Origin of the sequence: Streptomyces sp. NBC_00440, assembly GCF_036014215.1 — a bacterium.
In the GTDB taxonomy this organism is placed as follows: Bacteria; Actinomycetota; Actinomycetes; order Streptomycetales; family Streptomycetaceae; genus Streptomyces.
Map to the genome: position 1 here is coordinate 3780882 of NZ_CP107921.1, position 14699 is coordinate 3795580.

Sequence of the window (14699 nt, forward strand, 5' to 3'; positions counted from 1 at the left end):
CGGAGCCGCGCAGCGAACCCCGGGCGCGGGGTATGCGCAGAAAAAAAGCAGTGCCACATACGTCCTCGCAGGGACCGAGGAGGAACCGACGTAATGGGCGAGCGATATATGCACGACCGTATGACGACCACGGCAGGTGGAGCGCGATGAGTTCTCTGCTGCTCCTGACCAACGCCCTCCAGCCGTCGACGGAGGTGCTACCCGCCCTCGGACTTCTGCTGCACAGTGTGCGGGTCGCTCCCGCCGAAGGCCCGGCTCTCATCGACACCCCGGGTGCCGATGTGATCCTCGTGGACGGGCGCCGCGACCTTCCCCAGGTCCGCAGTCTCTGTCAGCTGCTCCACTCCACGGGACCCGGCTGTCCGCTGATCCTCGTCGTCACCGAGGGCGGCCTCGCGGCCGTCACGGCCGACTGGGGCGTGGACGACGTCCTGCTCGACACCGCGGGCCCGGCCGAGGTCGAGGCGCGGCTGCGGCTCGCGACCGGCCGCCAGCAGATCACATCGGACGACTCCCCGACCGAGATCCGGATCGGCGACCTCTCGGTCGACGAGACGACGTACAGCGCGAAGCTCAAGGGCCGGGTCCTGGACCTGACCTTCAAGGAATTCGAGCTGATCAAGTACCTCGCCCAGCACCCGGGCCGGGTCTTCACCCGCGCCCAGCTGCTCCAGGAGGTGTGGGGGTACGACTACTTCGGCGGTACGCGCACGGTCGACGTCCACGTAAGGCGGCTGCGCGCCAAGCTCGGCCCCGAGCACGAGTCGCTGATCGGCACCGTACGTAACGTCGGCTACCGCTTCGTCACCCCCGAGAAGGTGGAGCGCGCGGCCGAAGAAGCCCAGGCCAAGGCCGCCGAACAGGCCTCCGGGGCACTGACCCGGACGGAGGACACGGCGGGCTCCCGGGAGGCTGCCGTCCGGCCCGTAAAACGGTAGGTCCAACGGCAGGTCCATCCGCGTAGACTGCCGCGCGTGGCCAAGGTGACGCGGGACGATGTGGCGCGACTGGCGGGGACTTCGACCGCTGTCGTCAGCTATGTCATCAACAACGGACCGAGGCCGGTCGCCCCGGCCACGCGCGAGCGGGTAGTCAACGCGATCAAAGAGCTGGGGTACCGGCCGGACCGGGTGGCGCAGGCCATGGCCTCACGGCGCACCGATCTCATAGGGATGATCGTGCCGGACGCCCGGCAGCCCTTCTTCGCGGAGATGGCGCACGCCGTCGAGCAGGCCGCATCCGAGCGCGGGAAAATGGTGCTCGTCGGCAACTCCGACTACGTCGACGAGCGCGAGGTCCACTATCTGCGGGCCTTCCTCGGGATGCGGGTCTCCGGTCTGATCCTGGTCAGCCAGGGCATGAGCGAGCGCGCCGCCGCGGAGATAGAGGCGTGGGACGCCCGCGTGGTGCTGCTGCACGAGCGGCCCGAGGCCATCGACGACGTCGCCGTCGTGACGGACGACATCGGCGGCGCGCAGCTCGCCACCCGCCACCTCCTGGAGCACGGCTACGCGTACGTGGCCTGCCTGGGCGGCCTCGAATCGACGCCCTCCGTCGGCGACCCGGTGGCCGACCACGTCGAGGGCTGGCGGCGCGCGATGCAGGAGTCCGGCCGCTCCGTCGACGGCCGGCTCTTCCAGGCCCCGTACAACCGCTACGACGCGTACCAGGTCGCGCTGAAGCTGCTGGCGGGCCCCGACCGGCCCCCGGCGATCTTCTGCTCCACCGACGACCAGGCGATCGGTGTCCTGCGGGCCGCCCGTGAGCTGCGGATCGACGTGCCCACCGAGCTGGCGGTGGCCGGCTTCGACGACGTCAAGGAAGCGGCCCTCACGGACCCGCCGCTGACGACGGTGTACTCGGACCGCCCGGCGATGGCGCGCTCCGCGGTCGATCTCGTACTGGACGACGCGCTCCGGGTCGCGGGGTCGCGGCGGGAGCGGCTGAAGCAGTTCCCGTCGGCGCTCGTCGTGCGCAGGTCCTGCGGCTGCGGCTGACGCCCGGTCCTGATGCGCGGTCCTGACACCCGGTCCTGACGCCGGATCCTGACCGCCCGGCCCTGACACCCAACCCCGCCCGCGCACAGGCCCGTCGGGCCTTTATATCGGGCATACGGGGTTCTGTCGGGCTTCTCAGCGGGCACTCAGGAAACTCTCATGGTCGGTGGCAAGGCTATGAGACATGACCGAGAACCCGGAGCAGTACCCCAACCCGCAGCAGGACGATGCGTACGCGGCCCGGTCCTTCCCGCCGCCGCCCGCACACCAGCCGTCAGCGGCCTGGCCGCCGCCGGCTCCGGCCGCCCCGGCGGACCACGTGACCTCCAGGCGCGCCAAGCGGCCGATCGCTCTCCTCGCCGCCGTCGCCATCATCGCCGCGGTCGTCGGCGGCGGTTCGGCGGCGCTCGCCGAGTCCCTGATGGACAACGGCAGCAACGGCGCGAACCCCGCGGGCACCGTCAGCGGCACCACCGTCTCGCAGTCGAGCAAGGGCACGGTCTCCGGTGTCGCCCAGGCCGTCTCACCGAGCATCGTGGAGGTCAAGGCGACCTCCACGGCAGGTCAGTCCACCGGGGCCGGCGTGATCGTCACCGCCGCCGGTGAGATCGTCACCAACAACCACGTCATCTCGGGTGCCGACACGGTCAAGGTCTCCCTGAGCGACGGCAAGACGTACACGGCGAAGGTGGTCGGCACCGACCCCGGCAAGGACCTGGCACTCATCAAGGTGCAGGGCGCGTCCGGCCTCAAGCCCGCCTCGCTCGGTGACTCGTCCAACGTCGCCGTCGGCGACCAGGTCGTGGCGATCGGCTCCCCCGAGGGCCTGACCGGCACCGTCACCAGCGGCATCATCTCGGCGCTGAACCGCGATGTCACCGTCGCCAAGGAAGAGGGCCAGGGGCAGAGCCAGGACCAGGGCCAGGGCCAGGACGGCCAGGGGCAGGGCTACGGGCAGCAGGGCGGCGGCGACGGGAACTGGCCGTTCCAGTTCGGTGGGCGGCAGTTCAACGGCGACACCGGCAACTCCACCACCACGTACAAGGCGCTCCAGACCGACGCCTCGCTCAACCCCGGCAACTCCGGCGGTGCGCTGATCAACATGGACGGCGAGATCATCGGCATCAACTCCGCGATGTACTCGGCCAGTTCGCAGAGCAGCGACAGTTCGAGCGACGCCGGGAGCGTGGGCCTCGGCTTCGCCATCCCGATCAACACGGTCAAGGCCGACCTCGCCCACCTGCGCGCGGGCGGCAGCAACAGCAACTAGTGCGACCCGCGTGAGCCAGCACCACCCAGCACCACCAGTCGGCGCAGCACTCGCGCCGGCGCCACCCAGGAGGACCCCGTGACCGCAACTCCGCACGGCACCGCCACCGTCACCATCACCATCAACCGAGCCAGGCACGCCCTGCTCACCGCGATCTCCTGGGCGGACCCCGCCGGTCTGGGGCTCCCCCTCGCGCTGGCCCAGTCCCAGGCAGACCAGGCCGGAAAGACCGAGCAGGCCGGAAAGACCGACCAGAGCGGGAAGACCGGACAGGAAGCAGCGGCACGGGCCCCCGAGGTGCGCGCCTCCGCCTCCTCCGCCCCCTCCCCCGCGCGCTCCAAGGGGCGTGCCGCGCGCCGCCGACGGTCGGCCGTGCGAGGCTGAGGGACGCCACGCCGAAGACCGACGCCCCCCAGTAAACGAGGACAGAGAGCCGATGAGCCCCGCCGAGGACGGCCACGACCAGCAGCGCATCCTGATCGTCGACGACGAGCCCGCCGTACGCGAGGCGCTGCGCCGCAGTCTCGCCTTCGAGGGGTACGGGACGGAGGTCGCCGTCGACGGTCTGGACGCGCTGACGAAGGCGGCCCCGTACGCGCCGGATCTCATCGTCCTCGACATCCAGATGCCCCGCATGGACGGCCTGACCGCGGCCCGCAGGCTGCGGGCGTCGGGGTCGACCACCCCGATCCTGATGCTCACCGCCCGTGACACCGTCGGCGACCGGGTCACCGGACTCGACGCGGGCGCCGACGACTACCTGGTGAAGCCGTTCGAACTGGACGAGCTGTTCGCCCGTATCCGCGCGCTGCTGCGGCGCAGTTCGTACACGGCGGCCGCGGGCGAGGTCCCCGACGACAACGTGCTGTCCTTCGCCGACCTGCGGATGGACCTCTCGACGCGCGAAGTGACGCGTGGTGAGCGGCGGGTGGAGCTGACCCGTACCGAGTTCACGCTGCTTGAGATGTTCCTGGCCCACCCGCGCCAGGTGCTCACCCGCGAGCAGATCCTCAAGGCGGTGTGGGGCTTCGACTTCGAGCCGTCGTCCAACTCGCTGGACGTGTACGTGATGTACCTCCGCCGCAAGACGGAGGGCGGCGGTGAACCGCGTCTGGTCCACACGGTGCGGGGCGTGGGGTACGCGCTGCGGACCGGGAGCGCCGAGTGAGCTTCCCCCAGCCCGTGCGCTGGTTCCGGCGGCTTCCGCTGCGCTCCCGGCTGGCGATGCTGACGGCGGCCGCGGTGGCGTTCGCGGTGGCCGTGGTCTCGGTGATCTGCTGGTTCCTGGTGCAGGGGAAGCTGTACGACGAGATCGACTCGAAGCTCGCCGGGCAGATCTACACCCAGACCGTCTCCCCCACCACCCTGCGCAACAACCTCAACGACTGCCGCGCACCGGAGCCGCCCGGCAACTTCGGCCAGCAGACCTCCCCGTACTACGCGCAGCTCGTGCAGTCGGACGGCACCATCTGTGTGCGCGGTGGCGCGGGCACCATCAAGGTCACCGCCGACGACCGTTCCCTGGCGAAAGCCGGCAACACCAAGCTGCCCAGATACCGCAACGGCACGGACTCCGACGGGCACGCCGTCCGCATCCTCACGGCGCACGTGCTCTACCAGCCCGGAGTGCCCTACCCGGACATCGTGCAGATGGTCGCCTACCCGCTGGCGGACACCCGCAGCACCCTCAGCGAACTGGCCCTGCTGCTTCTCGCTGTCTCCGGTGTCGGTGTCATCGGGGCGGGCGCGGCGGGCCTGTGGATCGCGCAGGCCGGGCTCAAACCGGTCGACGAACTGACCGAGGCCGTCGAGCACGTGGCCCGTACGGAGGACCTCACCGTACGGATCCCGGTCGAGGGCGAGGACGAGATCGCCCGGCTCTCCCGGTCCTTCAACTCGATGACGGCCGCGCTCGGCGAATCCCGCGACCGTCAGGCGCAGCTCATCGCGGACGCCGGGCACGAGCTGCGCACCCCGCTCACCTCGCTCCGTACCAACATCGAGCTGCTCGCCCGCAGCGAGGAGACCGGCCGCCCCATCCCGCCCGACGACCGCAAGGCCCTGATGGCTTCGGTCAAGGCGCAGATGACCGAACTGGCCGCGCTCATCGGCGACTTGCAGGAGCTGTCCCGCCACGAGGCGACCCATGCGCCGGAGACCCTGAACGTCGTCGCGCTGCACGACATCGCGCAGTCGGCGCTGGACCGGGCGGTGCTACGCGGCCCGGAGCTGACCTTCACCGCCGACCTCGGGCCCTGGTACGTACAGGCCGAACCGGCCGCGCTGGAGCGGGCCGTGATCAATGTGCTGGACAACGCGGTGAAGTTCAGCCCGCCCGGCGGGACCATCGAAGTCACCCTGGGCGAGGGCCGGCTGACGGTACGGGACCACGGCCCCGGCATCCCCGCCGACGACCTCCCGTACGTCTTCGAGCGGTTCTGGCGGTCCTCGTCGGCCCGTTCCCTGCCCGGCTCGGGCCTCGGCCTCTCCATCGTGGCCCGTACGGTCCAGCAGTCCGGCGGCGACATCGAGCTCAACCCCGCGCCGGGCGGCGGCACCGAGGCGGTCATCCGGATCCCGGGCGCCGCGACACCACCGCCGGACGCGCCGCCCTCAGCAGAGGCGTGAGGCGCCCGCCCCACCGGGCTCCGCGCCACCGGACGTCACCCCACCGGGCCCCGGTCCTTCCGCCATCGGGCGACCGGGGCCCCGCCCGTCCTCAGCGCTGCTTGCCCCAGTGCAGGCCGGAGCCCGCCAGGTCCGCCCTGATCCCGTCCTTCTCCACCACCACATGGCGCAGGCTGATGTCGCCGGGCGCCTTGGGCAGCTTGAAGGAGAGCGAGAACTGACTGGAGAGCTCCGGCGGGCGAAGGCTCATCACGGCGGCGATCAGCTTGGGGTCGATGCCCGCCTTCTGCAGCAGCCAGGGGTGGGCGACGACCTCGTCGACCAGGTTGACCTGCATCAGCTGGTGGGCGAAGCGCGGTGTGCCGGTCAGCTTGTGCAGCTGGTCGTCGCTCTGCAACGCCTGCTGTACGCGCTTCTGCGGTACGCCGATGCGCTGGACGATGGACGGTACGGAGAGCAGCGCCTTGATGTGGCTCTCCTCGCGGGCGATCCGGGCGGCAGCCTCGGGGGCGAGCCGCAGCCCGGAGTGCGCGCGGTCCTTGCCGGGCGTGTACGTCGCGATGCCGGGCACCTCGATCCGCATGTGGTCGACCGTCGTGGAGACCGCCCGGCCGCCGTCCCGCTGGACGTGTGCCTTGGCCTGGACGCGTACCTCGGTGCCCGCCACGGGCAGGCCGCCGTGGACATTGATCGAGTCGTGCCCCTCGTCGGTGAACTTGACCTGGGAGGCGCCGAGCTCGCGGTTCATGTCCTCGAACGAGAGGAAGACGTCGCCGTCCATCGAGCCGACCACGGCGCCCTTGATGGAGCTGGGGAGGTCTCCGTTGATCCGGATGTCCTTGGCGGTGGCGTGCACCTCCGCGAGGGAGACCCGGTCGGCCGGGACGTCGGGGACGGCCACGTCGACCCGGTCGAGGTGCTTGTCGAGAACCTGGGTGAGGAACGGGAAGCCGTGGATGTCGACCTCCGGTCTGGTCACCAGGTGCATCGACTGCTGGAGCTTCTCGGCGGCCTTGTTCTGCGCGTACAGCTCGGCGAACCGGTCGGCGAGGAAGAGGAATCCGGTGCAGACCAGGGCGGCGACGGCGACCTTCACCACGGTGGACACGGCGGCGAACCGGCGCCGGGCCCGGTGGTTGGGCGGCGACCAGCGGTCATCGGGGTCGTCACGGCTCTCGCCGGCGACACCGTCGGCTTCGTCGTAACCGTCGGCTTCGTCGCCATCGGACTTCAGCCCCAGCCCGAGGGGGTCGTGCTCGTCGTAGCCGTACGGCTCGAAGCCCGGCTCCGGATCGCGGAGTTGTGCCAGTTCGTCGTAGGGATTACGCGGATGCGGGGGTATGCGTGTGGGGGGTCGCATCGGCTCATCCCACCACGCGTGCGCCCCCCGAACGCAAGTCGTACCGGGGGTAGCACCCTGCTTTGCACCCTTTGTCGGCTACCGCCGGATGTTAGGCCGGTCACAGCCCGAAGCGGGGCGGCCAGAAAAAGTCTGGCCGCCCCGCTTCGGTGAAGGGACACAGTGAGCCTGGGGCGGCCGCGGCTTCGGGCTGCCCCGGATGCTGTCACTCACATAACTGCTCCCTCATTCGAATTACTGCGACCCCGGACCAGAAGTCCGGGAAAACATTCACCGATAGCGGCGAAATGATCTCCGGAACACCGGGTGCCCCGCCGCGCGACACTTCACACATTCCCTGCCGAGGAAACCAACGCGTCACTCTGTCCGGCGGGCGCCGTCTACCACCGGTACCAGCGACTGCGCTTTCCACCGCTCGCCGCGGGACGGATGACGAATCCCAGCAGCCACACGACCAGCACGACAGCGGCGATCCACCACAGGGCCTGGACGGCGAAACCAGCACCGAAAAGGATCACTGCAAGGACAAGAACAAGAAGAACAGGAATCATTTTTTTAACCTCCGAAGCATCGAGTGCCCCGACATCACTGCTTCATTCCTCGAAGCTCCGGAAAGTCCCCGACAGTAACTTTCCCAGCCTCTCGGCACGTCCCTCAACGCAACTCTCAGTACGCCTCTCAGCGCCACAATTCCCCGACGGAAAATCAATAGGACTCGAAGAGGAACGAAGAAGAACCCTACGGAAAAGCGACGAATCGAGAGCGCGGCGGCACTACGCCGGGCCGGGTCTCGGCCAGGGGCTCAAGCGCCAGGGGCTCAGCGGCAGGCATCGGATACGCCGTCCAGCCAGTCGCGGATCGCACCTCGCTGCTCCGCCGTGAACGCGGCTTCCAGCTCGGCTTCACGGCGGGCGACGGCGATCCGGGCATCGGCCAGGCGCGCTGGCCGCCTTCGTACGCGTCGAACTGCGCACCCGGCAGCCCAGCTTCGACCCCCGGCTGCTCGCCCAGCGGATGTTCGGCGGCGGCAACGCGGCACTCGGGTTGCTGCTCTTCGCCATGACCGCCGCCGGCTTCTACGGCGCCTTCTACCTGCAAGGCGCACGTGGCTTCTCGCCGCTCCAGGCCGGGTTGGCCTTCTCCCCGACCGCGCTCGGCGCCATCGGGGGAGCGCCGCTCGGCGTCCGGCTGTCCCGTCGCTGGGCACTGCGCCCCGTCACCGCGACGGCGCTGGCCACGGCAGGACTGGCCATGGGCTCCACCATGTTCTTCGGGCTGCACACCCCCCCTCGCCCGGAACGAGATCGCGTATCTGATCCAGGGCCTCTCGATCGGCATGGTGATCGGCCCGGTGACCGCAGGGCTGATGAGCACCCTGCCGTTGGAACGGGCCGGCGCCGGATCAGCCGTCATCAACACCGTGCGGCAGACCGGCAGTCTGCTCGGGATCGCGGCAGGCGGCACGATCATGTCGATCGTGTATCGCCGCGGGATCGAAGCCTCGCTGCGCGATCAGCCCCGCCCGGTACGGGACCAGGCGCAGGTCTCCGCGGAACAGGCCCGTCACGCCGCCGCCGCGACCCACCAGCCCGCCCTGGCACACGCTGCCGACAACGCGTTCATCCACGCCATGCACGTCAGCGCGGCCTGGACCATGCTGATCGCACTCTCCGGAGCAGCCCTGCTGGTGACCGCCCTGCGTCCGGCCCGACAGCCTGCTGAGGTCCCGACCGGTACGGCGGTGGCGGCGGTAACGGAACGCGGCCGACCCGACCGCCGGCCATGACCGCGCGCCTCTCTGCCCCGCCCTTTGCTCCGGCCCTTACTCCGAGACCCCGCCCCGGGGGCGTCCGGCGTTGGCGGCGAGTGTGCGGGCGGCTTCGATCACTGTCTCGCGGCGGCGGGCGAAGGCGGCCTCGTCGGTCTCCTCGTCCAGAGCCATGCGGGCCATCCTGGGCACCGCGAAGTTCCACGCGATCAGCCCCATGATGGTGAACAGCAGGTCCTGGGCAGCGCGGACCCGGGCGTCCTCGGGCAGATGACGGGCCACGCCTCCGTCCACGAGATGGCGAGCCTTCTCGCGGAAACCGTCCCGGCGCTCCTGCTCACTCTCGGGTTCGTCGCCCGCCTCCAGCGCCTCCCACAGCAGCAGCCTGATCAGCTCCGGGTGCTCCTGGTACCAGTCGAAGAGCTGCCCGACCACCTCGGCCATCGCGTCGGGATCGACGGACACGGAGAGCCGGACCTCCTCCAGCTTGGCTCGCAGGATGGCGGTGAACAGCTTCTCCTTGCTGCCGTAGTACAGGTAGATGGCCTGCTTGTTGGCCCTGGCGGCCTTGGCGATCCGGTCGACCCTGGCCCCCGCCAGACCGTGCTCGGCGAACTCGGCGACGGCGGCGGCGAAGATGCGCCGCCTGGTGTCTTCCGCGTCATAGGCCATGAACAAATTAAACCATCCGGTTGACTGCTCCCTGTCCAGGCAGCAGTATGAACACAAGAGTAAAACAACCAGATGGTTTATTCACGGAAGGCTCTCCCATGAGCACTGCGACTCCCGTCCCGACCCCCATCCCCGTTCGCTCGCCGCTGCCGAGCGCCCTCTCCGGTACGACTGTCGTCCTCGTCGGCGGAAGCTCGGGAATCGGCCTGGCGGCGGGCACCCTGCTGCGTTCGGTCGGCGCCCGTGTCGTGCTGGTCGGCCGCGACCCCGACCGGCTGAAGGCCGCCGTCCACCGGCTGCACAGCGCAAGCCCGGCCGGGGCTCCCGACGATGCCGTGCTGGCCGTTCCCGGCGACGGCGGCGACGAGCGGACCCTCGCCGATGCCTTCGACAGGGCGGGTCACGTCGACCATGTGCTCGTCACCGCGGGAGGCATGAACGGCATCGGCCCCCTGACCGGACTGTCGGCCGATGACATCCGCACGGCCTTCGACTCCCGGCTCCAGGCGGCCTTCACCACCGCCCGCACGGCGGCGACACGGCTTCCGGCAGGAGGCTCGCTCACGTTCAGCTCGGGGATCCTCGTGGTCCGCCCCGTGCCCGGGATGGCCGCCCCGCTGTCGGTGGCCGGTGCTGTGGAGACCCTCACCAGGGTTCTCGCCGTGGAGCTGGCCCCCGCACGGCTGCGCGTGAACACCGTCCGCTTCGGCCGGATAGACACACCGCTGCTGCGTTCGCTGCCGGGCCTGGACTCCGACGACGCGATCGCCACCGCCGGATCGACCACTCCCCTCGGCCGCTTCGGCACCGCTGAGGAAGCAGCCGCCTCGGCCCTCTTCCTCATGGCCAACACCTACGTCACCGGCCAGGTCATCACCGTCGACGGCGGCGAAACCCTCACCTGAGCAGTCGGCCCCGGGAGCCTTGCCCGTAACCGCTCCCATGCCGGACCGGCCCACCTCAGTACGGCCCGCACGTGCCGCCCAGGACGGGGATCAGCGCCCCGCCGTCGACACGGAATTCCAGGTACGGGCGCACGGACCACTCGATCCACCGCCCCCGGTGACTCAGCGAGAACCCGCACGGCTCACCCCGGTGCAGTGCGCCGATCGCACCGACACAGCCACCTCCGTCGACCCAACTCAGCGCGCGGTGGCGCTCGATGGGCGGAAGGGCGTGCGCCAGCTCGCGTACGTCCGCTCGGATACGGCGGATCGCCTCGGCCGGTGCGGTGGCCGCGTACCGCGCCACGTCCGCAACGTCGTCGGCGCCCATCGTGCAGTAGGTGATCCGCTCGCACCAGAAGGCGCGGGTGGGGTGCGCGACACGCATGATGTGGCCTCCTGACGCGACGTCGGGGCCGCCCCCTGCCTACTGCCGGCGTGACGAGCTGCAGGCAGGGGGCGGCCCCTTCTTGCCCCCTCAATCGGCGCAGACCGAAGGGGAGTTGAAGCGCCTTTGCATGAACACAGGTCACCAGTAGCCCCGTTGGCGGCGCGATATGAAGCTAGCGGTTGCACCCACCCCGTATCAAGCGTTTGACGTCTAACGAGTGATACCAGTCGCCCGGATGAGTGCTACGGAACAAAACAAGGCGGCCCCCACCTGCGCCGGTGGGGGCCGCCCGAAGCGGAAGTGGGCCCGACTCACGCCAGGTCGTCGAACTCGCCCTCCTTCGCACCCCCGAGGAAGGCACGCAGCTTGGCGCGGGTCGTGTGGATGACCACACCGGGGTTGTCGCTCTCACGCATCAGGATCTCGCCCCCTTGCTCGGCGAGTTCGAGACAGTTGTTCCCCTCCGCACCCGACGACTTCGAGGACTTGCGCCACTGGATTTCCATGGTTCTCACGCCTTCATGCTTGTTGTGCGATTCTTCGGATGAAGTCCCGGGAACTCTCCGGATCGAGCGACCGCTCCTCGGTCCGGTCGAGCACTGCTCGATAGTTCACGAGACGAGTCTCGGCATCCAGAAATGCAGGCCCGGTCGCAGTGTCCATCTGAACGGTGTCGAGCTGCGGGACTGAGCCGTAGACGTATTGTGTCGAACTGCCGGGCTCCGGGAAACCGCCTGCCGCGAAGGGGATCACCCGGATAGTGACGTTGTCCCGGTCCGATTCCTTCAGCAGATGGGCAAGTTGACTACGGGCCACGCTCGGGCCGCCGTACGTCATCCGCAGAGCGGCCTCATGAATGAGGAACGTGCAGGCGAGCGGTGCTTCACGGTCGAGCACGTCTCGACGCTTCAGCCGATGGGACAGCTGCCGCCGCTGCCGTGCCGGACTCAGTGGCGGCACCACTTCCGCGAACACGGCACGGGCGTAGTCCTCATTCTGGAGCAGGCCAGGCATGTACATGATGTGCACCGAGCGGATCCCGACGGCATGGTGCTCCAGCTCGGCCAGGTCGAGCGCACCGCTGGAGAAGTCGTTGCGATAGTCCTCCCACCAGCCGCTTATGCGCTCCGACGCCATGTCGGCCAGAGCATCGATATAGGCCGCGTCAGGGCACTCGTACTGGCCGGCCCAGGTCCGCACCCGTTCACTACTGACCCCAAATCGGCCTGACTCGGTGTTGCTGATCGCAGTGCGGTCCGTACTGAGCAGCGCTGCGGCCTGAGCGAGCGACAACCCCGCGTGCTCACGCATCTTCCGCAGCTCAGTGCCCAGACGGCGCTGCCGCGCCGTGGGCGCCTTCCTCGATGGCATCGACCTCTCCTTAAGTCGGAACCCAGTGTGGCCCGTGCCCATTCGACAGTCCACCTCGTTGAGTGAATGAGTCGACTTGGTCACACTAATTAGCCTTGTGCACTAACGTCGTCATCGACGTCGACAAGCCCGAAGTGCAGCCGCTTCAGCGCGCCTTGAGTCCTGCGCGCCGATCCGGCCATTGCCACGGACAACGAGCGGCGCACCCGTTTCGGATCGCATCGCGTAGGGAGAACCCTCATGACCCCCGCCGCACCACGCCGCCCACAGGGCGGCGAGTTCTACCGCATCGCCCTGCCCAACACCGCCAACGCACCCCGCATCGCACGGGACTTCGTCACCTCGCTGCTCACCGTCAGCCGTCACCGCGACCTCACCGACGACGCGCGGCTCTGCGTAGCGGAGGTGGTGACCAACGCCCATCGCCACACCCGTACGCCCCGGATCCAGCTGTACGCGACCGTCAACCGCAAGCAGATCACCGTCTCCGTGGCGGACAACGCGCCCTGGTTCCTTCCCGCCCTCGCCCCCTCACCTGCGGACGATCAACTGGAGTGCGGGCGCGGACTGTTACTGCTCGACCGACTCGCGTTCGCCTGGGGATGGACCCTCCTGGGCGGCTGCACCCCGGACCGCAAGGCCGTCTGGTTCACGCTCGCCAGGGCCGGGACCGGCGAGCCTCGATAGCGCCGCGCGCCCCTCCTCACCTGCTGTTTTCCCATACTCGGACCGATGCGACGCTCCGGCGCGTGCAGTCGGCAACGCAGGCCGACTCCGTAGCTCGTTGGAGTGGATGCCCCGGGCTGATCTTCTGCTCGAAGCAGTCGATCTGTATACCTATGGCTACGGAGGGTTACTTATTCAAGTGACCCGTCAGCGCCAAGGAGCATCTGGTGAAGTTCCGTAATTCTCTGTGTGTCGCGGCCGTATCGGCCTCGCTGATCCTCGGTGCGGGTAGTGCCTTCGCGGCTCCCGCCCTGACCACAAGCCAGGCCGGAGCGGCCAAGGTTGCCGCCGCGCGTCCCACCAGTGACACCATCATCCGGCCGCGCGCGCAGATCTGTAAGAACGGTGCGTGGACGTCGGGCAACGGCCGGACCATCCTCCGCATGCAGGAGGACGGCAACTTCGTCCTCTACAAGGACGGCCACCCGGCCTGGCAGGCGCCCCACACCTGGTCGCACGGGAACTGCGCCGTGTTCCAGGAGGACGGCAACTTCGTCGTCTACAACTCCGCGAATGAGCCCGTGTGGGCGTCCGGCACCTGGCACAAGGGCGCCTACCTGGCCATCCAGGACGACGGCAACGTCGTCATCTACAACAACGAGCACCGCCCCGTCTGGGCGACCAACACGGGTGACTGACCTGACAGTTCCCGACCCGGGAGCTGAAGGCTGACAGCCGAAATGAAGAAGGGGCGGCGAGCCGTCAGGGCCCGTCGGGTCTCCGCCCCGCCAACCGCACACCGAGAACCGAGCGCCGGGACGCCGGCCCCTCGCCGACACCACCGGACCAAGATCCACACCTTGCTCACTTTACGTAGCAAGTCCGCTACTTTCAGTGACGCAACGGCCGTGTGGACGGCCGTGCTTCCCGGAAGGACCTCTGCACCATGCGACGTGTCACCAAGATCGGCCTGTTTGCCTCGGCCCTGATGCTCACCCTCACCGGCGCCGCCACCGCCACCGCCCAGCCGGACACCGCCACCACCCGTGCCGCAGCAGGCGACGCCGCCTACTTCGAGGTGGCCAATGACCATGACTACCGCAACACCTGGGTCATCAAGCTGACCAAGCCCGAGGAAATCCAGCACGCCCGCGACCTGGCGAGCGGCGCGACGACCGAGAGGCCCCACGTCATCGGGCGGATCGACAAGCGGCCCGCGCCGTACAACCCCCGCTGGAGCTACAACCTCCGCCCGGACACCATCAGTTTCTTCGACTACGCCATCGAGGTCTGCGACGCGCACCCCGCGTACGTCGAGGAGCACCTGGACGAGGCGGGCGGGGCGTTCCTCCCGGGCCTGGTCTGGTGCCCCTGGTCCTCGCACATCACGAAGGAAGTCCCCGCGCCCTGATCTCGCTCTCCCGCCACGGGCTGCGGCCCCCGTCTGCCTAGTCGGTCCGGGCACCTTCGACGACTCGCTCACCGTGACGCCGTACTTGTTCCAGGCGACGGTTACAAAGTGGACTGGAATCAGCCCGCCCACCGGCATTGTTGGGGCCCGGCCCCGTCGTCAACCCTGCCGTCGTGCGAGCACACGGACGCCCTCGGAGAGTGGTGGTCGGCTCGTCCAGG

17 protein-coding genes are annotated in these 14699 nt (G+C 69.2%); 11 read left to right on the forward strand and 6 right to left on the reverse strand.

Going from position 1 to position 14699, the window contains the following annotated elements:
* Positions 1–146 precede the first annotated feature (146 nt).
* From OHB13_RS17015 to OHB13_RS17040, 6 genes are all read left to right on the forward strand, one after another.
* Positions 147–938: a response regulator transcription factor gene (locus OHB13_RS17015; protein WP_266855486.1), complete on the forward strand. Its 792-nt coding sequence runs from the start codon at positions 147–149 to the stop codon at positions 936–938.
* Between the two features lie 36 nt (positions 939–974).
* Positions 975–1997 (forward strand): LacI family DNA-binding transcriptional regulator, encoded by a 1023-nt coding sequence (locus tag OHB13_RS17020; protein WP_266855485.1) that lies wholly within the window; start codon positions 975–977, stop codon positions 1995–1997.
* A 184-nt stretch (positions 1998–2181) separates the two neighbouring features.
* A complete protein-coding gene (locus OHB13_RS17025) occupies positions 2182–3267 on the forward strand; it encodes a S1C family serine protease (RefSeq protein WP_266855484.1) in 1086 nt (361 codons plus the stop codon).
* A 78-nt stretch (positions 3268–3345) separates the two neighbouring features.
* A complete protein-coding gene (locus OHB13_RS17030; protein WP_328377686.1) occupies positions 3346–3651 on the forward strand; it encodes a hypothetical protein in 306 nt (101 codons plus the stop codon).
* A 52-nt stretch (positions 3652–3703) separates the two neighbouring features.
* Entirely contained in the window at positions 3704–4435 is a 732-nt protein-coding gene (locus OHB13_RS17035; protein ID WP_328377687.1) for a response regulator transcription factor, read from the forward strand.
* A 56-nt stretch (positions 4436–4491) separates the two neighbouring features.
* Entirely contained in the window at positions 4492–5895 is a 1404-nt protein-coding gene (locus tag OHB13_RS17040; RefSeq protein ID WP_328380311.1) for a sensor histidine kinase, read from the forward strand.
* A 91-nt stretch (positions 5896–5986) separates the two neighbouring features.
* Here OHB13_RS17040 and OHB13_RS17045 read toward each other — a convergent pair whose 3' ends face one another.
* Both OHB13_RS17045 and OHB13_RS17050 read right to left on the reverse strand, forming a co-directional pair.
* The gene (locus tag OHB13_RS17045; protein WP_328377688.1) at positions 5987–7255 is read right to left on the reverse strand and encodes an LmeA family phospholipid-binding protein; all 1269 of its coding nucleotides are present in this window, start codon (positions 7253–7255) and stop codon (positions 5987–5989) included.
* A 380-nt stretch (positions 7256–7635) separates the two neighbouring features.
* Positions 7636–7806 carry a hydrophobic protein gene (locus tag OHB13_RS17050; RefSeq protein WP_266855480.1) on the reverse strand — a complete coding sequence of 57 codons (171 nt, stop codon included), beginning with the start codon at positions 7804–7806 and terminating at the stop codon, positions 7636–7638.
* A gap of 800 nt (positions 7807–8606) precedes the next feature.
* Here OHB13_RS17050 and OHB13_RS17055 point away from each other — a divergent pair.
* Entirely contained in the window at positions 8607–9041 is a 435-nt protein-coding gene (locus tag OHB13_RS17055) for a hypothetical protein (protein WP_328377689.1), read from the forward strand.
* Between the two features lie 36 nt (positions 9042–9077).
* On the opposite strand, the gene OHB13_RS17060 is transcribed toward OHB13_RS17055, so the two are convergent.
* Positions 9078–9695 (reverse strand): TetR/AcrR family transcriptional regulator, encoded by a 618-nt coding sequence (locus OHB13_RS17060; RefSeq protein ID WP_328377690.1) that lies wholly within the window; start codon positions 9693–9695, stop codon positions 9078–9080.
* A gap of 98 nt (positions 9696–9793) precedes the next feature.
* Here OHB13_RS17060 and OHB13_RS17065 point away from each other — a divergent pair, with 98 nt between their 5' ends.
* Positions 9794–10600, forward strand: coding sequence for an SDR family oxidoreductase (locus OHB13_RS17065; RefSeq protein WP_328377691.1), 807 nt, complete (start codon positions 9794–9796; stop codon positions 10598–10600).
* Positions 10601–10655: 55 nt separating this feature from the next.
* Here the strand turns inward: OHB13_RS17065 and OHB13_RS17070 are convergent, their stop codons facing one another.
* The 3 genes from OHB13_RS17070 to OHB13_RS17080 all read right to left on the reverse strand — a co-directional run bounded on the left by OHB13_RS17070 (position 10656) and on the right by OHB13_RS17080 (position 12401).
* The gene (locus OHB13_RS17070) at positions 10656–11027 is read right to left on the reverse strand and encodes a hypothetical protein (protein ID WP_328377692.1); all 372 of its coding nucleotides are present in this window, start codon (positions 11025–11027) and stop codon (positions 10656–10658) included.
* Between the two features lie 314 nt (positions 11028–11341).
* Complete coding sequence (locus OHB13_RS17075; protein WP_266860931.1) at positions 11342–11536, reverse strand: DUF397 domain-containing protein; 195 nt, start codon at positions 11534–11536, stop codon at positions 11342–11344.
* A 13-nt stretch (positions 11537–11549) separates the two neighbouring features.
* Positions 11550–12401, reverse strand: a complete 852-nt coding sequence (locus tag OHB13_RS17080; protein WP_328377693.1) for a DUF5753 domain-containing protein — start codon at positions 12399–12401, stop codon at positions 11550–11552.
* 240 nt (positions 12402–12641) lie between these two features.
* On the opposite strand from OHB13_RS17080, the gene OHB13_RS17085 reads away from it, so the two are divergent.
* The 3 genes from OHB13_RS17085 to OHB13_RS17095 all read left to right on the forward strand — a co-directional run bounded on the left by OHB13_RS17085 (position 12642) and on the right by OHB13_RS17095 (position 14478).
* A complete protein-coding gene (locus OHB13_RS17085) occupies positions 12642–13088 on the forward strand; it encodes an ATP-binding protein (protein WP_328377694.1) in 447 nt (148 codons plus the stop codon).
* A 206-nt stretch (positions 13089–13294) separates the two neighbouring features.
* Positions 13295–13765 (forward strand): hypothetical protein, encoded by a 471-nt coding sequence (locus tag OHB13_RS17090; protein WP_266855474.1) that lies wholly within the window; start codon positions 13295–13297, stop codon positions 13763–13765.
* Between the two features lie 248 nt (positions 13766–14013).
* Entirely contained in the window at positions 14014–14478 is a 465-nt protein-coding gene (locus OHB13_RS17095; protein ID WP_328377695.1) for a BP74-related protein, read from the forward strand.
* Positions 14479–14699: the final 221 nt, after the last annotated feature.